General features: G+C 69.9%; 19 protein-coding genes. 14 read left to right on the top strand and 5 right to left on the bottom strand.

Features of this window, described 5'->3' with window-relative positions:
- The first annotated feature begins 16 nt into the window (after positions 1-16).
- Complete coding sequence (locus IF22_RS0110205; RefSeq protein WP_030330630.1) at positions 17-730, top strand: alpha/beta fold hydrolase; 714 nt, start codon at positions 17-19, stop codon at positions 728-730.
- 70 nt (positions 731-800) lie between these two features.
- Here the strand turns inward: IF22_RS0110205 and IF22_RS34940 are convergent, their stop codons facing one another.
- Positions 801-2,684: an alpha/beta hydrolase-fold protein gene (locus IF22_RS34940; protein ID WP_030330628.1), complete on the bottom strand. Its 1,884-nt coding sequence runs from the start codon at positions 2,682-2,684 to the stop codon at positions 801-803.
- A gap of 237 nt (positions 2,685-2,921) precedes the next feature.
- Between IF22_RS34940 and IF22_RS0110195 the strand changes: the two genes are divergently transcribed.
- The gene (locus tag IF22_RS0110195; protein WP_030330627.1) at positions 2,922-3,314 is read left to right on the top strand and encodes a YybH family protein; all 393 of its coding nucleotides are present in this window, start codon (positions 2,922-2,924) and stop codon (positions 3,312-3,314) included.
- Between the two features lie 141 nt (positions 3,315-3,455).
- Entirely contained in the window at positions 3,456-4,064 is a 609-nt protein-coding gene (gene wrbA, locus IF22_RS0110190) for an NAD(P)H:quinone oxidoreductase (protein ID WP_030330625.1), read from the top strand.
- 93 nt (positions 4,065-4,157) lie between these two features.
- Here wrbA and IF22_RS0110185 read toward each other — a convergent pair whose 3' ends face one another.
- Positions 4,158-4,760 carry a class I SAM-dependent DNA methyltransferase gene (locus IF22_RS0110185; protein ID WP_030330623.1) on the bottom strand — a complete coding sequence of 201 codons (603 nt, stop codon included), beginning with the start codon at positions 4,758-4,760 and terminating at the stop codon, positions 4,158-4,160.
- Between the two features lie 53 nt (positions 4,761-4,813).
- Between IF22_RS0110185 and IF22_RS0110180 the strand changes: the two genes are divergently transcribed.
- The 3 genes from IF22_RS0110180 to IF22_RS0110170 all read left to right on the top strand — a co-directional run bounded on the left by IF22_RS0110180 (position 4,814) and on the right by IF22_RS0110170 (position 7,089).
- Entirely contained in the window at positions 4,814-5,602 is a 789-nt protein-coding gene (locus IF22_RS0110180; protein WP_030330622.1) for a hypothetical protein, read from the top strand.
- Between the two features lie 76 nt (positions 5,603-5,678).
- A complete protein-coding gene (locus IF22_RS0110175) occupies positions 5,679-6,515 on the top strand; it encodes an alpha/beta fold hydrolase (protein ID WP_030330620.1) in 837 nt (278 codons plus the stop codon).
- Complete coding sequence (locus IF22_RS0110170; protein ID WP_030330618.1) at positions 6,508-7,089, top strand: TetR/AcrR family transcriptional regulator; 582 nt, start codon at positions 6,508-6,510, stop codon at positions 7,087-7,089. Before IF22_RS0110175 ends, IF22_RS0110170 begins: the two co-directional genes overlap by 8 nt.
- A gap of 15 nt (positions 7,090-7,104) precedes the next feature.
- Here IF22_RS0110170 and IF22_RS32960 read toward each other — a convergent pair whose 3' ends face one another.
- On the bottom strand, positions 7,105-7,665 hold the full coding sequence (locus IF22_RS32960) for a CDP-diacylglycerol diphosphatase (RefSeq protein ID WP_425339845.1): 561 nt from the start codon (positions 7,663-7,665) through the stop codon (positions 7,105-7,107).
- A gap of 237 nt (positions 7,666-7,902) precedes the next feature.
- Here IF22_RS32960 and IF22_RS0110160 point away from each other — a divergent pair, with 237 nt between their 5' ends.
- Positions 7,903-8,217 carry a chorismate mutase gene (locus IF22_RS0110160; RefSeq protein WP_030330617.1) on the top strand — a complete coding sequence of 105 codons (315 nt, stop codon included), beginning with the start codon at positions 7,903-7,905 and terminating at the stop codon, positions 8,215-8,217.
- 19 nt (positions 8,218-8,236) lie between these two features.
- Here the strand turns inward: IF22_RS0110160 and IF22_RS35350 are convergent, their stop codons facing one another.
- A complete protein-coding gene (locus tag IF22_RS35350) occupies positions 8,237-9,121 on the bottom strand; it encodes an IclR family transcriptional regulator (RefSeq protein WP_167337289.1) in 885 nt (294 codons plus the stop codon).
- Between the two features lie 123 nt (positions 9,122-9,244).
- Here IF22_RS35350 and IF22_RS0110150 point away from each other — a divergent pair, with 123 nt between their 5' ends.
- The 7 genes from IF22_RS0110150 to IF22_RS0110120 all read left to right on the top strand — a co-directional run bounded on the left by IF22_RS0110150 (position 9,245) and on the right by IF22_RS0110120 (position 18,118).
- The gene (locus tag IF22_RS0110150) at positions 9,245-10,438 is read left to right on the top strand and encodes an ABC transporter substrate-binding protein (protein ID WP_167337288.1); all 1,194 of its coding nucleotides are present in this window, start codon (positions 9,245-9,247) and stop codon (positions 10,436-10,438) included.
- Between the two features lie 75 nt (positions 10,439-10,513).
- Positions 10,514-11,467: a carbohydrate ABC transporter permease gene (locus tag IF22_RS0110145; RefSeq protein ID WP_030330611.1), complete on the top strand. Its 954-nt coding sequence runs from the start codon at positions 10,514-10,516 to the stop codon at positions 11,465-11,467.
- On the top strand, positions 11,464-12,294 hold the full coding sequence (locus IF22_RS0110140) for a carbohydrate ABC transporter permease (protein WP_030330610.1): 831 nt from the start codon (positions 11,464-11,466) through the stop codon (positions 12,292-12,294). Before IF22_RS0110145 ends, IF22_RS0110140 begins: the two co-directional genes overlap by 4 nt.
- Positions 12,295-12,302: 8 nt before the next feature.
- The gene (locus IF22_RS0110135; protein WP_030330608.1) at positions 12,303-13,484 is read left to right on the top strand and encodes a mandelate racemase/muconate lactonizing enzyme family protein; all 1,182 of its coding nucleotides are present in this window, start codon (positions 12,303-12,305) and stop codon (positions 13,482-13,484) included.
- On the top strand, positions 13,481-14,689 hold the full coding sequence (locus IF22_RS0110130) for a fumarylacetoacetate hydrolase family protein (RefSeq protein ID WP_156057430.1): 1,209 nt from the start codon (positions 13,481-13,483) through the stop codon (positions 14,687-14,689). The genes IF22_RS0110135 and IF22_RS0110130 overlap by 4 nt, the downstream gene beginning before the upstream one ends.
- On the top strand, positions 14,686-16,203 hold the full coding sequence (locus tag IF22_RS0110125; RefSeq protein WP_030330605.1) for an aldehyde dehydrogenase (NADP(+)): 1,518 nt from the start codon (positions 14,686-14,688) through the stop codon (positions 16,201-16,203). The genes IF22_RS0110130 and IF22_RS0110125 overlap by 4 nt, the downstream gene beginning before the upstream one ends.
- Positions 16,204-16,534: 331 nt before the next feature.
- On the top strand, positions 16,535-18,118 hold the full coding sequence (locus IF22_RS0110120) for an alpha/beta hydrolase-fold protein (RefSeq protein ID WP_081883775.1): 1,584 nt from the start codon (positions 16,535-16,537) through the stop codon (positions 18,116-18,118).
- A gap of 98 nt (positions 18,119-18,216) precedes the next feature.
- On the opposite strand, the gene arfA is transcribed toward IF22_RS0110120, so the two are convergent.
- Positions 18,217-19,740, bottom strand: a complete 1,524-nt coding sequence (gene arfA / locus IF22_RS0110115) for an arabinosylfuranosidase ArfA (RefSeq protein WP_030330602.1) — start codon at positions 19,738-19,740, stop codon at positions 18,217-18,219.
- Between the last annotated feature and the right edge of the window lie 356 nt (positions 19,741-20,096).

Genomic DNA, 20,096 nt, shown 5'->3' with positions numbered 1-20,096 from the left:
TGAGGGGGCACCAGTCATGCCTGATCCACAGCCCACCATCGTGCTCGTGCACGGGGCGTTCGCCGAGTCGGCGAGTTGGAACGGAGTGCTCGAGCGCATGGGCGCCGCGTACGACTCGGTGGCCGTCGCGAATCCGCTGCGCAGCGTCGCGGGCGACGCCGCGTACGTGCGGGATGTCGTACGCGGGATCGGTGGACCGGTCATCCTCGTCGGCCACTCGTACGGCGGCATGGTGATCACGCAGGCCGCGGCCGGCGACACCTCGGTGCGGGCCCTCGTGTACGTCAACGCCTTCGCCCCGGACACCGGGGAGTCGGCACTGTCGCTGTCGGGCAAGTTCCCCGGCAGCACCCTGGCCGACACGCTGGTGCAGTACCCGGTGTCGACGGGTGGCAACGAGGTGGCGATCGCCCAGGACCGGTACCACGCGCAGTTCTGCGCGGACGCGTCGGGCGACATGGCCGCGCTGATGGCCCGGACCCAGCGGCCGATCACCGAGCAGGCCCTGGGGGACCAGCTCACCGGCGACCCTGCCTGGCGGTCGCTGCCCAGCTGGTTCGTGTTCGGGGACCTGGACAAGAACATCCCGGTCGAGGCGCACCGCTTCATGGCCGAGCGGGCCAACCCTCGGGGGCAGCGCGAGGTCGTCGGCGGGTCGCACGCGATGGCGGTGGCCGACCCGAGTGAGGTCGCCGAGTCGGTCATCGAGGCGGTTCGGGGGGTGAGCTGACGGTCCGGACGGTCGGCTGACGGTGGGTGGGCCGACGACGGAAGGTCGCCGGCCCACCCGGCCTGCTTGTCTAGCGAACCCGCAGCCGCTGGTGGACGGCCGCGGTGGGGGCGTGCACCGGGTCACCGGAGTAGGCGACGTGCACCGGGTACACCCCCGCGGACAGTCCGTCGGTCGGCAGGTCGACGACGGCCGCACCACCGCGCAGCGCCACCACGTGGGTCGCGCCGCCGAAGGTGACCGCGACCTCGCCGGTCACCGTCGGAGCCTTCGGGTGCGGCGACTGTGCCCGTACGTCGACGCGCAGTGTGAACGTGTCACCGCGAACGACCGAGGCAGGCGCGGCCTTCGCCTTCACCGTGACCCGTGCCGTGCCCGCCGGCACCACTGTGACCTGGGCCGAAGCGGACTTGGTCGGATCGATCACCGACGTCGCCACCACCGTGAGCGACGACGCGGTTTCCCCGGCGGCGACCGAGAGCAGGCCCGCCGTGGAGATGGTGGTGTCCGGGGAGGTCGCCCCCCGCACCGACCACGTCACCGCCGGGCTCACGCCCTCGTTGGTCGTCACCCGGGCGCGGAACTGCCTGGTCCAGTTCCACCCTGTCGTCAGGTTCACCGACGCGGGCGTCACCGACACCGAGTCCACCCCGGACCACAGATGGTCCCGGGCGAAGATCGTGAACAGTTGGCCCGCCGTCATCCCGTCGTGCGCGCCGGGAACCTGGGCCGTCGCGGCGGCGTACCCCCGGGCCCGGAAGTTGTCAGCGATGGCGTTCTGGGCGTTGAGGTTGCCCTCGAAGACGCCGTTGCCGAGGAAGACGGAGAGGTCGTCGTCTCCCACCGCGTTGGCGATGGTGTCGTAGTCCCCGGTGGTGAGCGACGGGTTGCCGGAGAAGTGTCCGTAGAACCCGAAGGTGGTCGGGTAGTTCCTGATCACGACGCCGCCCGTCATCCCGCCGTACGAGAACCCGGCGTAGGCGCGCCCGGAGCGTTCGGTCGAGACGTGGTAGCGGCCCTCGATGAGGGGCAGGATCGTCTGGACCAGGTTGTTGGCCGCGTTGGTCTGGTTGTAGGAGGCGAAGCCGAGGCTGGTGCCCGTGAAGTGGTTGCCCATGGTGACGACCACTGTGGGCTCGATCTCGCCCTTGGCGATCATGTTGTCCAGGATGTTCGGGACGTTCGCGGGGACCATGAAGTCGGTCTCGTCGCCGAAGATGCCGTGCGCGAGGTACGCGACCTTGTACGGTTGCGCGCGGTTGGCGTCATAGCCGGCCGGCAGGTACACGCCGAGGTAGTGACCGCTGTCGCCCAGGATCGTGGTGTACGGGATGTAGGTGACCGTGCCCCGCTTCGCGCGGTCGGCCACCGGCAACTCGTAGCCCGCGCGTTCCTTGAGCACCGGGTCGTTCTGCTTCTCGGCGTACGGCACGGACACGGCGTCGAGAACGTCGTTGTTCCTGACCCGGAACGAGGACTCGCCCGGGGGCCGCGGGTTCGTCGAGGCGGGATCCCAGATGCGCTTGTTCTCCCAGCCCTGGGTCGGGTCCCAGACCCGGTACCAGTAGCTGAGGCCTCCGGCGTGCAGCGGGACCGAGACCGACCAGTTCCCCTTCGGGCCTCTGGTCATGTCGCGGAGGAACTCGGTGCCGCCGGAGTGGTAGCGCCCCGGTTGCCACTGTTCCGGCTGGTAGCGCGTGGTGCCGGTGTTGACGTCGAGCAGGGTCAGGTCGCCGGCGAGGCGGACCTGGCTGGCGTGCGGATTGCGGTAGACGAACGTGACGGTGTAGCCGGTGGGTGAGGTGCGGTCCGCCTTGACGGTCGCGCCCGGCGCGGGGGTGGGCCTGCCGGCGGCGGCAGCTGGCGCGGGGACGACGGCCCCCGCTCCGAGTGCCGTGAACGCGAGAATCGAGATCGCTAGCCGGAGCCTGCGTCTTCCGGTCGTTTCCCTCATGCGCGAAGACTCCTCTGTGGTCGCACGTCGCGGTCTGGTCCGGGCACTGGCAGTCGAGGGGTTTCAATGGACGCTAAATCGAATTAGCATCGGGAAGTCTGGCGGGGTATGCCGTCCGGTGTCAAGGTTTGCGGCGCCGACGCCGGGCTCGCGCCCCGCTCACCCGAGCGTGCCCGCACCCCCGGCAGCCTGCGGGTTCGCCCGGCTGGCCGCCGCCGGGGTGGCAAGGTGAATTCCATGGACCGCACGCACGTCGAGGACTGGCTCGCCGCCTACGAGCGACTCTGGCGTACGCCGGGCACGGATGGCCTGGCCGGGATCTTCACCGAGGACGCGAGCTACCAGCAGGGCCCGTACTGGACGCCGGTCGTCGGGCTGCCGGCCATCGCCCGGATGTGGGAGAAGCAGCGCAAGGGTCCCGACGAGGTGTTCCAGATGACCGCGGAGATCGTCGCGGTCGAGGGCGACACCGCCGTGTCGCGCCAGGAGGTCCGCTACGGCGACCCGGTCGAGCAGGAGTACCGCGACCTGTGGGTCATCCGGTTCGCCGACGACGGCCGGTGCCGGTCGTTCGAGGAGTGGCCGTTCTGGCCGGGGCAGCAGCCGGCCAGCTCTCCGGACGGGTCGTGACGTGGGAACGCGGCACCCGTCGGGTGGTGTGCTCCGTCACGGCGGCGGGCATGGGCAGGACGTTGGGGTGCCGCGAGGCGACTGCTACAGTCGAGATTGTTGCGGCCGCAAATTTATCGACAGCAACTACTTTGGGAAGGGATGCCTCCGATGACCAAGCTCGCCGTCATCTACTACTCGTCCACCGGGACCCTGCACGCCATGGCCAAGCGCCTCGCCGAGGCTGGCGAGAAGGCCGGCGCCGAGGTGCGACTGCGCCAGGTTCCGGAACTCGCCCCGGGCGAGGCCATCGCCTCCAACGCCGCCTGGAGCCAGCACTTCGACGCCACGAAGAACGAGCCGAAGGCGACCGCCGACGACGTCGTCTGGGCGGACGCGGTGCTGTTCGGCACCCCCACCCGGTACGGCAACGTCGCCAGCCAGCTCAAGCAGTTCATCGACACCCTCGGCCCGCAGTGGGCGCAGGGGCTGCTCGCCGACAAGGTGTACGCCGGGTTCACCGCGTCCATGACCGCGCACGGCGGCCAGGAGTCGACCCTGCTGGCGCTCTACAACACCATCCACCACTTCGGCGGTCTGATCGTGCCCCCGGGTTACACCGACCCGCTGAAGTTCGCCGACGGCAACCCGTACGGCGTCTCGCACGTCACCGGCGGCAACAACGACGCCCCGCTGGGCGACGCCCAGTTCGCCGCCCTGGACCACATGGCCTCGCGGGTGGTCAAGATCGCCGGGAAGCTCAACGCCTGAGGGTACTGCCGCCGAACCGGACGCCGGTTCGACGCGGGTGCGCAGTTGCGCGAGGGCCGGCCTCCCGGGAGGGGAGGCCGGCCCTCGGCGGCCTCACACCACCACCGCGGCCATGGCGGCGTGCGGTCGGTGCTGGTCGTCGCCGGCTCGGGGTAGGCGTTCGACCTCCCGGAAGCCGGCCTGGGTGAGTCGCTCGGAGAGCACGTCGAGCGGCCACCGATAGGCGGTCACGACCTTGTGGTCGAAGGCGCCGACCTCGTCGGCGGAGAAGGTGCCCAGCACCAACCGCCCGGCCGGGACCAGCGCCCGGCGAAACTCGGTGAGTACGCCGTCGAGTTCCTGCGGCGGAAGATGGATCAACGAGTACCAGGCCAGGATGCCGTCGACGGACCCGTCGGCGACGTCGAGGTGGGCCAGCGACCCGAGCCGGAACTGGACGTCCGGGTGGGCGGCCCGCGCGTGCGCGATGAACTCGGGGACCAGGTCGATCCCCGCCGCGTCGACACCGAGTGCCCGGAGGTAACCGGTGAGGTGGCCGGGCCCGCAGCCCAGATCGAGCACCGGGCCCTGTCGATCCCCCAGGTGTCGCTCGATGAGGGCGAGGTCGTCGGGGTGTACCTGCTCCTTGGTGCCGAACATCTCGATGTACAGCTCTGCGACGGACGTGTAAGCCTGCCGTACCGGGTCCGTTTCCATCGCGGCACTATACGGGTCACCACACCTTGCGGGTCGCGCCTACCGTGATGGCCATGACACGTCGAGCCACGCTGGCCGGCATCTCTGTGGGCCTGCTTCTGCTGGGTTGCTCGGTCGGCACGCGGGCGGAGCGCGACCCGGAACCTCGAACCGCTCCGGAGTCGACCGCCAGCGCCAGCGCCGACGCCGCCGCCACCGCCGAGGCGGTCGGTCTGCTGCGGGCGGGCACGGCGTTCGTCAATCAGACGAGCTTTCGCAGCGACGTCGACATCGCCAGCCAGATCACCTCGCTGTCGCACACCGACAACGTCAACAAGCGTGTGAACGCCACGATCACGGCGCCGGGCGGGACGATCGAGATCCGGATGATCGACGACGACGTCTACCTGAAGGCCGGTCAGCTCCTGCGGGGCGTGGGCGACCAGTGGATGGTCCTCGACCCGGCCCGAGTGCCGGCGGGCTTCGCCCTGAGCTTCGCGCCGGGCAGGAACGACTCCGGCGGCTCGGGCCGCCTCATCGACGCGATCGTCACCGCACGTGCCGACGGCCGTCAGATCACCGGGACGATCGACGCGACCCGGATCGGCGTCGGTAACGGGATCAGCTTCCGGCTCGATCCCGGTGGTGTCTTTCCGGACAGCGCACGGCGACACGCGTTCCGGGCGATGCTGGACACCGAGGGTCGGCTGGTCAGCTTCCTGATGCCGGAGGCCAGTGGTCTGCCGAGCGCGTCCCTGCGCTACAGCGACTTCGGGTCGACGGTCAGCGTCGTCCGGCCGGCCGGGGCGGTCGTCGCCCCCGATGCCCTCTATCCCCAGCTCGGCATGGGTGGCGGCGGGTAACCGGGCCAGCCGTTTGCCCTCTGCGGCTAATGCGGTTAGCCTTAAGCTAATCGCATTAGCTCGCTGTGGAGGCGTCATGACCGAATACCTGGACATTGCCGGCAACACCATCGCCTACGACCTCACCGGGCAGGGGCCACTGGTCGTTCTGGCGCACGGCATGGGCGACAGCCGGCACTCGTACCGGTTCGTCGCTCCGGCCCTGGCCGCCGCCGGATACCGGGTCGCCGCCGTCGACATCCGCGGCTGCGGTGACTCCAGCCTCGGCTGGGACGGCTACAGCCGCACCGACATCGCTGACGATCTCGTCGCCGTGGTACGCCACCTCGGCGGCCCGGCGGTGCTCATCGGCCAGTCGATCAGCGGCGGTGCCGCGACCGTCGCGGCGGCGACCGCGCCCGACGTGATCTCCGGCGTCATCGAGCTGGCGCCGTTCACCCGCGCGCAGTCCATCGACCTCGCCGGGCTGGTGAGGGTCAAGCGCTACCGGGCCGGCTACCTGCACCTGGCGCAGGTGCTGCTGCGGGGCAGCGTGGCGAGCTGGCGCAACTACCTCAACCTGGCGATCCCGACCAAGCCCGCCGACTGGGACAGCGAGCTGGCGCGCATCGAGGCCAAGATGAGTGAGCCCGGCCGGATGAAGGCCCTCCAGGCCATGGCCAAGACCAGCGCCGCCGACGCTGGTCGGCAGCTGCCCAACGTCACCTGCCCGGTCCTGGTGATCCAGGGCAGCGTCGACCCCGACTGGGCCGACCCGCGGGCCGAGGGCGAACGCATCATCGCCGACCTGCCGCAGGGGCTCGGCGAGCTGGCCGTCATCGAGGGCGCGGGACACTACCCGCACACGCAGACGCCCGACGAGGTCGTCGCCCTGGCCGTGCCCTTCCTCGCCCGGACGCTGACCAATGCCTAAGGCTCGGCTCACCCCGGCGTCGGTCACCGAAGCCGCCGCCGCGCTTGTCGACGAGGTCGGCTTCGACAACCTCAGCATGGGCCTGCTCGCCGAACGGCTCGGGATCAAGACCCCCTCGCTCTACAAGCACGTCAGCAGCCAGGCCGACCTGGCACACCGGATCGCGATCCTGGCCATGACCGAGGCCGGCGACGTCATCCGTGACGCCATCCAGGGTCGGTCCGGTAGCGACGCGCTCGCCGCGGGGGCGCAGGCGATGCGCACGTACGTGCGGGAACACCCCGGCCGGTACACGGCGGCCAACGCGGTCCGCCCGACCGGCCCCGACGACCCGTTTATTCCGGCCAGCGAGCGGGTGCTCGCCTCCTGGGCGGCCATGCTCAGCGGGTACGGGCTGGACCCGGGCCAGGAGATCCACGCCATGCGGACGCTGCGCAGCGTCCTGCACGGGTTCGCGACCCTGGAGGCGGCCGGCGGGTTCCAGATCGACACGTCGGTCGACGAGAGTTTCACCTGGCTGATCAACTTTATCGATCAGGGCCTGCGTGCCGGCGCCAGCACCGGCGCCCGCTGACACCGGGTCGACCCCTCAGCCGTACGCGAGCAGGAAGTCGACGGTGCCCGTGCCACCGGGTTGCCCGGCCGGAACCGGCAGGCCGGGCTCACTGTTCAGCACGTAGAACCCGCCGCTTCCGGTCAGTCGGGGCGTCACGGCCAGCATCTGCGCCGCCATGGTCGTCCCGGTCGGCCGCACCACGCTGTCCAGGAGGAGCCGGAAGAGGTTCCCGTTCAGGTTCGCGACGTGCAGCACCCGGTACGAGCGGGGGGCGGGCAGGCCGGTGCTGGTCAGGCCCCAGACCGGCACGATCTGGTTGCGCCACCGCGTCGGATCGTTGCTGATCGCACTGTCGTGGTTGTTCAGTTGCGTCTGGATTCCCGAGTGGATGCCGGCCAGGTGGATGTGCAACTGGTCCTGCATCCGGATCGTCGGGTCGGCGGAGTTGACGCCCAGCCCGATGTGCGGGTAGACGACGTGCCCGGGCTGCCCCGGCTGGGCGTTGTTCCACGCCTCCAGCCAGTAGTTCGGGGCACTGGCGGTGATGATGAACGGACACTCGATGCCGCTGATCCGGCAGCTGGGGACGAGCAGGTAGTCGTGGTGCGACCCCGACCCTCCATTGAGGACCCACGTACGTGGGAGTCGTGCGCAGGCACTGGGGAAACGGTGGGCCGGTCTTCGTACCCTCGCAGACCTGGACCCGGTCCCGTGGTTGCCGTGCTGGGGCGAACGTGAACGTTGTCGAAATTAGGGCGAAAGCGGGCAATTGGCGCGCCGGCCGGTGAACGGGCCGCCTGATCGTGTCGTCGTCGTGCGACGATTTCCGGCGTGACAGAGACCGCTGTGACACTGACCGAGATCCGCGCTCGGATCGACGAACTCGACGGTGACCTGGTCGGCCTGCTCGCCCGGCGCGAGGCGCTGGTCCGGCAGGCCGCCCCGCTCAAGAGCGACGGTCAGGCGGTCCGCGCACCGGAGCGCGTGGCGCAGGTGGTGGCCCGGGTCCGCGCGCTGGCGGGCGAGGCCGGCGCCGACCCGGATCTGATCGAACGGATCTACCGGGGCATGATCCAGGCCTTCATCGACATGGAGACCGACGAGCACCACCGGATCACCGGCGGGTCGGCGCCGCCGACGCGGTGATCGTCCGGGCCGGGCGCCCTCAGGTCGCGCCGTGGCCGGCACCTTCCGGGCTCGCCGTCGCTGGCGGTGCGTAGCCGAGCTCGTACGAGATCTTGTTGGCGGTCTCCAGCAACAGCGGAAGGTTGCTCTTCAGCTGATCGAGGCTCGCGATGACCTCGATCGCCGTGATCGAGGCGGCGGCGATGACCTGGCCCCGTGAATCCCTGATCGGCGCGGCCACGCACATCACGTAGGCGTCGTGCTCGCCGTTGTCCATGGCCCAGCCGCACTGCTGGATGCGGGCGAGTTCGGCTTCCAGGGCGTCGTGGTCGGTGAAGGTGGTGTCGGTGAATTTCTCGAAGACGACGTGGGAGAGCAGGCGGTCGCGCTCCTGCCGGGGCAGGTACGCCAGGATCGTCTTGCCGACGGCGCTGGCGTAGATCGACACCGCGCGTCCCACCCGTGACGGCAGCTTGACGGCGTCGAACGCCGGGCTGTCCACCTTGTCGATATAGATGATCTCGTCGCCGGTCAGCTGCGCCAGGTGTACGGTGTGGCCGGTCTCGCGTTGCAGCGCACGAAGGTGCGCGGCCGCGGGCTGGCGGAGGTCCATCGAGCCGAGCGCGAGCTCGGACAACTCGATCAGGCCGCTGCCGAGCACGTAGGTGCCCGCGCCGGTCCGACGGACGAAGCGCGCGGACTCCAGTGTTTGCAGGATGCGCAGGGCTGTGGACTTGTGGACGCCGAGCACGTCCGCAGCCTCGGTAAGGGACAGCGGGTGCTCCGCGGATCGCCGGATGAGGTCGATCGCGCGACGAATCGATTGCGCCAAGGCTGTTTCTCCCCTCGCGCGACGGATAGCGCCGTCGCTGTCATTGCATATTGTGCAATATAGATGACGCGATGCGCAATCGCCACTTGACACCGTTGCACATGGCGCTACGATCGTTGCAATTTCACCCCCTTGACGCCAACTCGTAACAGTGGAGTAACGATGGGTAATCAGCGCTCTCGCTTCGGCATCGTCAGGGCGACATGTGCCCTGGGCTTGGTTGCCGCTCTCTTGACCGGTTGCGGCTCGGACGGCGACTCCGGTGACGGCGTCACCAAACTGACCTTCGCCGCCTCGACCTTCGGCGACCCCGGCCGTGGGCCCCTGTTGACGAAGTGGCTCGAAGAGTTCAACCAGAGCCAGACCAAGGTCCAGGTCTCCGCCGCCGCGGTGCCGTACCCGACCTTCGGCCAGACCGTGCTCACCCAGATGGGCAGCGGCAAGGGCCCCGACCTGGTCCGCTTCGACATGCCCGAGTTCGAGGCGGCCTCGGACGCCGGCCTCGTCGCGCCGCTGGACAAGGTGATCGACGCCAGCAAGTACGACCTGCTCAAGCAGCCGGACCAGTTCATGGTCCACGACGGTGTCCGGCACGGCGTCATCTTCGAAGCGTCGAACTACGCGATGTTCTACAACGCGGACCTGATCCCGACGCCGCCGACCACCTTCGAGCAGTTCACCTCGACGGCGAAGTCGCTGACCAAGGGCGACGTCTTCGGTCTGGCGTTCCGCCAGACCGAAGCCGAGGAGGCCGGTGTCTGGCAGGACATCTTCAACTACGTCTACGGCTTCGGCGGCGCCTGGTCCGACGGGAAGAACCTGACCATCAACTCGCCCGAGAACCTCAAGGGCCTGCAGGCGTTCAAGGACCTCTACGACGCGAACGTGATCCCGCGCGGAGCCGACGCGGCGACGTTCCGGCGAATGTTCGCCGAGGGCAAGGTCGGGATGGAGCTCAACAACGGCGGCTACGTGACCGCCACCCGCGGCCAGAACGCCAAGCTGAACTTCAGCGTCGCCCCCATCCCGTTCCCGGTCCGCAAGCAGGGCGCGATCCTCGCCCCGGTCGTCATCAACGAGGCGAGCGAGCACCAGGAGGAGGCGGGCACCTTCATCAAGTGGGCGCTGGAGCCGCAGAACCAGGTCAAGCTGCAGGAGATCCTCGGCGCGAGCAGCGTCGCCACCACCACGCAGCGCAGCGCGGAGACGCTCAAGGAGACCCCGTTCCTCACCGTCTTCGACGGGCTCACCGAGACCAGCCTGCCGCAGATCGTGTTGGGCTTCGAGGCCAAGACGCCGGACATCCGCAAGGTGGTCGTGCAGAACGTCGTCGCTGCCCTGCAGGGCAAGACCGACCTGAAGTCGGCACTGGACCGCGCCCAGCAGCAGGCGACCGAACTGGTCCGCTGACCGCTCGACACGGCGACGCTGCCGGCGCGACGATCCGTGCGCCGGCAGCGTCCTTCCCCAGAAGGATCGAACCCGATGACTGTGGTCGAGCAGACCGGAGCACCGAAGACAACATCCCCAGGCCGGGCCCGGCGTCGGCCCAGCCCCCTGGGTAGCAAGTGGACGCCGTACCTCTTCCTGGCCCCCGCCGCGCTGTTCATCCTCGTCTTCCAGGCGGTACCCCTGCTCCAGGAGGTGTACCTCAGCTTCACCAGGACGAGGCTGCTCAACCCCACCCGCAGCGAGTGGGTCGGGCTCGACAACTACAACCGGATCTTCGGCGACCCCGAGTTCCACCGCACCCTGCTGATCACCATCGTCTACGTGATCACCTGCGTCGTCGTCGCGATCGGCGCCGGGCTGGTCGTCGCGCTGCTGCTCAACAAGAAGTTCCGGGGTCGTGGCGTGGCGCGGGCGCTGGTGACGGTGCCCTGGGCCGCCCCCGGTATCGCGGTCGCGCTCATCGCCACCTGGATGCTCAACGCGCAGTACGGCATCGTGAACCGCTTCCTCGACGCCGTGGGGCTCGGGGTGCCCGGCGGCGCCATCCTGGACAGCCCGCGCTACGCGCTCCCGGCGGTGCTCGCCACGACCATCTGGCAGCTGTTCCCGTTCACCTCCGTGGTGCTGCTCTCCGCGCTGCAGTCCGTTCCGCAGGACCTCAACGAGGCCGCGACCGTCGACGGCGCGGGACGGTGGGCCACCTTCCGCGCCGTCACCTGGCAGGTCATCAAGCCGACAGTCGGTCTGCTGGCCCTGCTGATGACGATCTGGTCGCTGCGGCGGTTCGAGCTGATCTGGCTGATGACCAAGGGCGGGCCGGTCGGGGCCACCGAGACGCTCGTCATCGACCTCTACTCGCAGGCGTTCGACTCCAAGGAACTCGGATCGGCGGCGGCCATCGGCATGGTCGGCGTCGTCATCTCGCTCATCGTCATCATCGGCAGCCGCCTGGTCGCCCGTGCCGTGGAGAAGGGGGACGTCCGATGAGGCGCTTCCGTTTCGGTGTCACCGCACGGATCGTCGCCGTGCTCGTCGTGCTGGGTGTCGCGGTGTTCCCGCTGTACTGGATGTTCGTCACGGCGCTGTCCAGCAACAGCGACCTCTTCGCCGACCAGCCCCGGCTCACGCCGGACCTCGGCCAGTTCGGGGTCTTCGTGGACGCGCTGGCCGAGGGCAAGGCCGCGGGTTGGCTGCTCAACAGCCTGATCATCGCCGTCGGCACCATGGTCGTCTCCGTCGGTCTGGGCATCCCGCTCGGCTACGCGCTGTCCCGGTTCTCGTTCTGGGGCAAGGCCGTGCTGACCGTCGTGCTGCTGTTCACGCAGATGCTTCCCGAGGCGCTCATGGTCGTCCCGCTGTTCGCGCTGTTCCGCCGCTTCGAACTGCTCGACTCGCTGACCGGCCTCGTCCTCGTCAACTCCGCCTTCGTGCTGCCGATCGTCGCCTTGATCCTCAAGGGCGCCATCGACGGCATCCCGAAGGAGTTGGAGGAAGCCGCCCGCGCCGACGGCGCCCGGCCGTTCACCACCCTCACCCGCATCAACGTGCCGCTCATCGCCCCGTCGATCGCGGCCACCGCGGTCATCGCCTTCTTCCACGCCTGGAACGAGTACGTGTTCGCGGTGACCTTCATCTTCAACCCCGACCTGCAACCCGCCTCCGTCGGCATCGCGAACTTCATCGGCGAGCTGGGAACACCGATCCAGACGGTGATGGCTGTCGCCTTCCTGTTCACACTGCCCGCCGTCGCCTTCTACCTGTTGGTCCAGAAGTACGTGGTGTCCGGCATGACCGCCGGTGCGGTGAAGGGTTGAGCCGAAAGATGAAGATCATCTCTGTCGACACGCTGGTCGTCGACTTCTACCGCACGAACCTCGTCATCGTGCGCGTGCGCACCGACGAGGGGATCACCGGGCTCGGTGAGGCCACCCTGGAGGGCAAGGAACGCGCCGTCCAGGGTGCGATCGCCGAGCTGGCCGAGGCGGTGGTGGGCCTGGATCCCACCAGCATCTCGAAGATCCTCTACGAGACCGCGCGGGACTGGTACTGGCGCGGCGGCCCGGTCATCATGACCGCGTTGAGCTCGCTGGAGATGGCCCTGTGGGACATCTCGGCGCGTGAGCTGGGCGTCCCGGTCTCCCGGCTGCTCGGCGGCGCGACCCGGGACCGGGTCCGCGCGTACGCGAACGGTTGGTTCTCCGGCGCCGTCACACCGGAGGACTACGCGGCCGCCGCGCGCCGGACGGTGGAGTCCGGCTTCCGGGGCCTCAAGTGGGACCCGTTCGAAAACTACGACCTCACCATCACCACCGCACAGTTGGACCGGGTGCTGGCCCAGATCGACGCCGTCCGTCAGGCGGTGGGCCGCGATGTCGAACTGTTCGTCGAGGGGCACGGCCGCTTCGACGTCCGCCACGCCATCAAGGTCGCCAACGAGATCGCCCAGTTCGACCCGGTGTGGTTCGAGGAGCCGTGCCCACCGGACAATCTTGACGCGCTCGTCGACATCCGTCGCGCGTCGCCGGTGCCGATCGCGGCGGGGGAGCGGTGGTACGGCCGGCAGGGTTTCGCCCCGGCGCTGGCCCGCCAGGCCGTCGACTTCGTCCAGCCCGACGTGACGCACGCCGGTGGGATCGCCGAGCTGGCCTTCATCTCCACGCTCGCCGCGACCAGCTACGTGGGGTTCGCGCCGCACAACCCGAGCGGCCCCCTCAGCACCGCCGCGACGCTGCAACTCGGGGCGACGCTGCCCAACTTCCGGTACCTGGAGATCATGGCGACCGACGTGCCGTGGCGTCCGGAGATCACCAACGAGCGGCTGGTGCTGACCGAGGACGGCGACATCCTCATCCCGAACGGGGTCGGCCTGGGCATCGAGGTGGATCTCGCCGCGATCGAGCAGCACCCGTTCACACCCCATCCGCTGCGGATGTTCCAGGACGCCGTCTACGACATCCGTCCCCGCGACGAGCGGTCCTTCTTCAACCTGGAGAGCGACTCATGACGGTGCCACGGCCGCGAGGGCAGGCCGCGGGTGCGGACTGGGTCGGCACCGCCGCCGAGGCGTTGCCGGACGACCCCGACAGCGTCCTCATCGGCCGGATCTGGGATCCGACCGGCGACGGCCCCTCACCGGTGACCGTCCGCGACGGCGAGGTCATCGACCTCAGCCACCGGTTCCCGACCGTCCGCGACATCTGCGAGCTGCCCGACCCGGCCGCGACGATCGCCGGGATCGACGGGCCGAGGGTGGGTGACTTCGGGGAGATGCTGGCCAACACGGCGCCCGCGACCCGGGACCGCGACCACCCCTGGCTGCTCGCCCCGGTCGACCTCCAGGCGCTCAAGGCCGCCGGCGTGACCTTCCCCATCTCCATGATCGAACGGGTGATCGAGGAACGGGCGCGGGGAGACCTCGCGCTGGCGGCGGACATCCGTCAGCGCATGCTCGACGACGTCGGCGTCGACCTGCACAACCTGGCGGCCGGCTCACCGGAGGCGGACCGGCTCAAGAGCCTGCTGGTGGCCGAGGGCATGTGGAGCCAGTACCTGGAGGTGGGGATCGGCCCGGACGCCGAGATCTTCACCAAGGGACAGATCCTCTCCGCCGTCGGCACCGCCGTCCCGGTCGGCGTGCTCGCCGCGTCGACCTGGAACAACCCGGAGCCCGAGGTCACGCTCATCGTCGCGTCCAGCGGCCGGGTCGTCGGCGCCACCCTCGGCAACGACGTGAACCTGCGCGACATCGAGGGCCGCTCGGCGCTCCTGCTCCCGCTGGCGAAGGACAACAACGCCTCCTGCGCCCTCGGGCCGCTGATCCGGCTCTTCGACGACCGATTCGGTATGGATCGGGTCCGCGAACTCGAAGTGCGCCTGGAGGTTCGCGGTGTGGACGGCTTCCACCTGGAGGCGGTCTCGGAGATGACCCGGATGTCGCGTGATCCGCAGGAGCTGGTCCGGCAGCTGATCGGGCCGCACCACCACTATCCCGACGGCGCCGCCCTGATGCTCGGCACCATGTTCGCGCCCATCCAGGACCGGGACCGCCCCGGCGAGGGCTTCACCCACAAGGTCGACGACGTGGTACGGATCAGCTGCCCGGCGCTCGGCACCCTGGTCAACCGGGTGCGGCACGCGGAGGAGTGCGAGCCCTGGCACTTCGGAGTCCGCGATCTGATGGGCAATCTGGTGAGGAGAGGACTGCTGTGAACGTGGTCAGCACTGTCGATCCGCGCGACGGTCAGCGTCGCGCGACGGATCTCAGCGAGACCGACGAGTCTCGGCTGGAGGTGATCGCCGGTCAGGCGTCGGGGGCGGCGCAGTGGTTGGCCGCCCGCGGGCGGGTCGGCCGCGCGGAGCTGCTGGACGCGATCGCCGCGTCGCTGGAGTCCCGGCGGGCGGACCTGGTCGCCGCCGCCGAGGTGGAGACCGGGCTGAGCCACGCGCGACTCGACGGGGAACTCACCCGGGCGGCGGTCCAGTTCCGGATGTTCGGCGAGGTGCTGCGCGACGGAGCGTACGTCGAGGCGGCCATCGATCACGCCGCCGACACACCACTCGGGCGCGGCCCGGACCTGCGGCGGATGCTCGTGCCGCTCGGGCCGGTCGCCGTTTTCGGGGCCAGCAACTTCCCGTTCGCCTTCTCGGTTGCCGGCGGTGACACTGCCGCCGCGCTGGCCGCCGGGTGCCCGACGATCCTGAAGGCCCACCCGTCGCACCCGCTGACCTCGCAGGCCTCCGCCGCCGCGATCGAGTTGGCCGTCCGCGACCTCGGCGGGCCCGAGGGCGTCATCTCGATCGTGTACGGGGAGCAGGCCGGCCGCTCGCTGGTGCGCCACCCGGCGATCCGCGCGGCAGCCCTGACCGGCTCGGTCAACGCCGCCCGCGCCATCCAGGCGGCCATCGACGAACGACCCGACCCCATCCCGCTGTACGCCGAACTGAGCAGCGTGAACCCGATCGTGGTGCTGCCCGACGCGGCCGGCGCCCGGGCGGACCAGATCGCCGAGGGGCTGTTCGGGTCCTTCACGAACTCGGGCGGTCAGCTGTGCACCAAGCCCGGCCTGGCGTTCGTCCCGTCGGATCCGGGTGGTGACCGTCTGGTCGACGCGCTGCGGTCGAGGGTCGACTCGTCGGGCGGCGCGGTCCTGCTCAACGAGCGCATCCGGGACGCGTATGAGAGTCGGGCCACGGAGTTCGAGCGGGCCGGCGCGCGGGTGGCGGCGCGGCCGCAGGTCGACCGGGGCGCGGGCTTCACCGTGGCGCCGACCCTCCTGGAGGTCGGCCTCCCCGGCCTGACCGCCGAGATCGCCGACGAGTGCTTCGGACCGCTTCTGGTCGTGGTCCGCTACGAGGACGACGCCGACCTCGACGCCGCGCTGAACGCCGTTCCGCCGTCGCTGACCGGCTCGCTGCACAGTGGACCGGGCGACGACCCCGACGTGGTACGCCGCCTGGCCGACGTGTTCGCCGCCCGCGCCGGTCGCGTCGTCTTCGACGGCTACCCCACCGGTGTCCGGGTGTCGTGGGCCCAGCACCACGGTGGGCCCTGGCCGTCGACGAACGCCGTGCACACGTCGGTCGGCGCCACGTCGATCCGACGGTTCCTGCGCCCGCTGGCGTGGCAGGACGCCCCGGCCTGGGTCCTGCCCGAGGAGTTGCGCGACGAGTACACCGCCATTTCCCGGCGAATCGATGGGAGGTTGGTGCCAGCGGCCGGGTAACCGCCTCCGCCGGTCGTTGCGGGTGCGTTTTCGCGCCACCTGTGGCTGGCGCGCGAATTCCTTGCCGAAATCGACCAGACAGGGAATTCGCGCGCCGGTCGTTCTGGCGCCGCCGAAGCGTGCCCAAATTGTTGGTGGCGCAATTTCTTTGGTCCGGGTTCACGGACCCTTCTTGACCATCAATGCAATTCATGGTTTTGTTTTCGACAGGGAACGATGTTAGCGCTCGCATCGCTGCATCGCTCGTTACTGGTATCCCTTCGCCTCACCATCGAATGGTCGGTCGGCCGCTCGGTTGCGGTCTGACCACACGCCGAAGAGGGAGCAGGACATGCCCGTTGCACCTCCCCGTCCCGTGACGCCGGCACCGACGCGCCGGCTGATGCTCGCGCTGCTCGCCGCCATCACCGTCACGGCCGGCACGGTCGCCGCACCGGCGGCCTCGGCCGCACCGCCGGCGCCGCCCGCGCCGCTGGGCCCGACCGTCACCCGCACCGACCAGGCCCCCACCGGCTACACAGTCACCTTCCGGTACCAGGCGCCAGCCGATGTCCAGCAGGTCCACATCTACGGCGACTGGTTCTACTCCCGACCGGAGAACATCGGCTGCCAGGACTGCGGCGACGCGCGCCCGCCCGCCGAGTGGCAGCCGGGCGACGTCGCGGCCACCCCGTGGCACACCCAGGCCATGCGCAAGGGTCCCGACGGGGTGTGGACCTTCACCACGCCACTGCCGGCGGGCACCTTCCGCTACGCGTTCACCCACGACTGCGCCAACGAGCTCGCCACCGGCTGTGCCCTGCACGACGACCCCGCCAACCGCTGGCAGATCCAGCCGCAGTACCCGGGAGCGCCCGGCGCGGTACGCAGCACGATCTACGTCCCGGCCAGCCGGAAGTTCCCCACGTACGACACCGGTTACCAGGCGCCGGTGGCCAAGGTCGGCCGGCTGGAGTCCCGGCGGTACCCCTCACCACTGTCGACCAACCCGGCGGGAGTGCACGACATCGTCGTCTACCTGCCGCACGGCTACGACCCGAACCGGGCCACGCCGTACCCGACGCTCTACCTGAGCCACGGCAGCGGTGACCACTCGACCGCCTGGACGATGCAGGGCGTGGCCCACCTGATCCTGGAGAACGCGGTCAAGGACCGGGCGGCGCAGCCGATGGTGATCGTCTCCACCGACTTCAACGGCCTCCCCGGTGGCAACGAGGGCTACGTCAACGAGCTGCGCGACAACATCTTCCCGTTCGTCGAGCAGAACTACCACGTCTCGACCCGGGCGCAGGACCGCGCCTTCGCCGGCTTCTCCGCCGGTGGCAGCCGGGCGTACACCATCATGTACAACCACACCGACCTGTTCGGCTACCACGCGGCGTGGAGTGCGGGCGGTCCGGCAGCCACCCCGGCGCAGGTCGACAGCATGAAGGCGGTGACCGGTGGCATCATGATCGGCACCGGGCTCCAGGACCGGCTGGGCAACATCGCCGAGAACTCCCAGCGCAACGCCGCCGCGCTGCGGGCGGCCGGCGTCGAGTTGGACGAGTACAACGTGCCGGGCGTGCACACCTGGCACGTCTGGCGCCCGCTGCTGGACCACTACCTGCGTACCCTGGCCTTCCGGGCCACCACCACCGGTCTCGACGTCACCACGTCGTCGGCGGGCGGGTCGCGGCAGACGAAGGTCACCGCCACCGCGACCGTCGACGCGGTCAGCACCAGCGCGTCGGCACCGGCCGGCCGGGTCGACTTCTTCGCTGGTGACACGCGCCTCGGGTCGGCCCCGGTGCGCCACGGCGTCGCCCGGTTGACGACGACCGTCCGCGGTGAGCTGAACGCGCCGGTGGTCGCCCGCTACCAGGGCGACAAGCTCTTCAACGATTCGCACAGCGATCCGGTCGACGCCCGGTAGTCCCCGGCTCGACCCCGTACTCCCTGTGGTGGGGAAGCCCCGGCCGCGCACCCCTGGTGAAGCCAGGATGTGCGCGGCCGGGGTGGTTCGTCAGCCGATCACGCGCTGGTGTCGGTGGCGCGCAGCCGCAGCATGGTCCAGGACGCCTGCGGAAGAGTCAGCCCGACGCTGGCGTCGGCGCCGCGTGCGGTGCCGTTGGGGCGCGGCGCGGCGTGGTCCGGACCGTCGGCGGTGTTCTTGGCGTGCAGGTCGGTGCCGCCGACGGTGACGCACTCGATGATGTCGGTGACCTGGGCGCCGGCGACGTCGATGGTCACCTCGGCCGGGGTGTCGAGGGCCCGGTTGACGAGGAAGACGCTCATCTCCCCGGTGCTGTCGTCCCAGGTGGAGACCGCGTCGACCGCGTCGACCTCGCCGTAGCGGCCGGTGGTCGTCGTGCTGCCGTCGCGCAGCACGTCCAGCACGGCGCCCTGGGCGTGCCGGGCGGTGCGGGCGAAGGGGTGGAAGATGGTCTGCCGCCAGGCCGAGCCGCCCGGCTCGGTCATGATCGGTGCGATGACGTTGACAAGTTGGGCCTGGCAGGCCGCTGTCACCCGGTCACTGTGCCGGAGCAGGCTGATCAGCAGGCCGCCGACGACGACCGCGTCGGCCACGCTGTAGTGATCCTCCAGCAGCGGTGGCGCGACCGGCCAGTCCTCGCCGCTCGGGGGCGTGGACGGGGCGGCGGACTGGTACCACACGTTCCACTCGTCGAACGCGATCATGATCTTCTTGGTCGACCGGCGGATCGCGCCCACCGAGTCGGCGATGGCGGTGACGGCGTCGATGTACCTGTCCATCTCCTCGGCCGAGGCGAGGAAGCTGGCCAGGTCGTCGTCGACCGGCTGGTAATAGGCGTGCAGCGAGATCAGGTCGACGTCGTCGTACGCCTCGGTCAGCACGTCGCGCTCCCAGCTGCCGAAGGTCGGCATACCGAGGTGTGAGGAGCCGCAGGCGACGAGTTCGAGATCGGGGTCGAAGCGGCGCATGGCCTTCGCGGTCTGCGACGCGAGACGCCCGTACTCGGTCGCGCTTCGCTGGCCCACCTGCCACGGGCCGTCCATCTCGTTGCCCAGGCACCACAGCTTGATCCCGTACGGGTCGGTCGCGCCGTTGGCGCGGCGCTGGTCGGCGAGGTGACTCCCGCCGCGGTGATTGGCGTACTCGAGCAGGTCGACGGCCTCGGCGGTGCCCCGGGTGCCGAGGTTGACCGCCATGATCGGGTCCAGGTCGGCCTTGCTGACCCAGCGCATGAACTCGTCCAGCCCGAACGCGTTGGTCTCCAGGCTGTGCCAGGCGAGGTCGAGCCTCGTCGGTCGTTTGTCGACCGGGCCCACGCCGTCCTCCCAGCGGTAGGAGGAGACGAAGTTGCCGCCCGGATAGCGCACCGTGGTGACGCCCAACTCGCGCACCAGTTCGAGGACGTCGCCCCGGAAGCCGTCGGCGTCGGCCCTCGGGTGGCCCGGCTCGTAGATTCCGGTGTAGACGCAGCGACCCAGGTGCTCGACGAACGAGCCGAAGAGCCGGCGTGGCACGGGCGCGACGCGTCGGCGGGGGTCGAGGGTCAGGCGGGCCGTGTTCACGACGTGCTCCGGCGCGCTGTCGGGGTGGGTGTTCAGGGCTGGCTCCCTTCGTGCGCGGTACGACGCGGAGATCTCTACCCGAGCGCCGAGACCGAGGGGTGGTGGAGGCGGTGTGAGCTCTGGACAACGTGATCGCGCTCGATTACGTTGTCGATCGATGTAAACGTTACCGATTACGTTTACGTAAGGGAACACGGCGCCTGGATCAAAGTGTGGACGGCCCACCCGACGGAGGGCTGCGCCGCGCAGCTGGCCGGGCGTCCGGCTCCCGCGCCTCGCCGCCACCCGGCCCGCCGCCCGCAGCGCGCGGCCCGGCGCCGGTGGCGTGGTGACCGACGAGGCCGGAAGACCAGCTT

Source organism: Micromonospora parva (genome assembly GCF_000718515.1).
GTDB classification, from domain to species: Bacteria; Actinomycetota; Actinomycetes; order Mycobacteriales; family Micromonosporaceae; genus Micromonospora; species Micromonospora parva.
The sequence above is the reverse complement of the archived record's forward strand: the minus strand, read 5'-3'. Positions and strand labels throughout refer to the sequence as shown.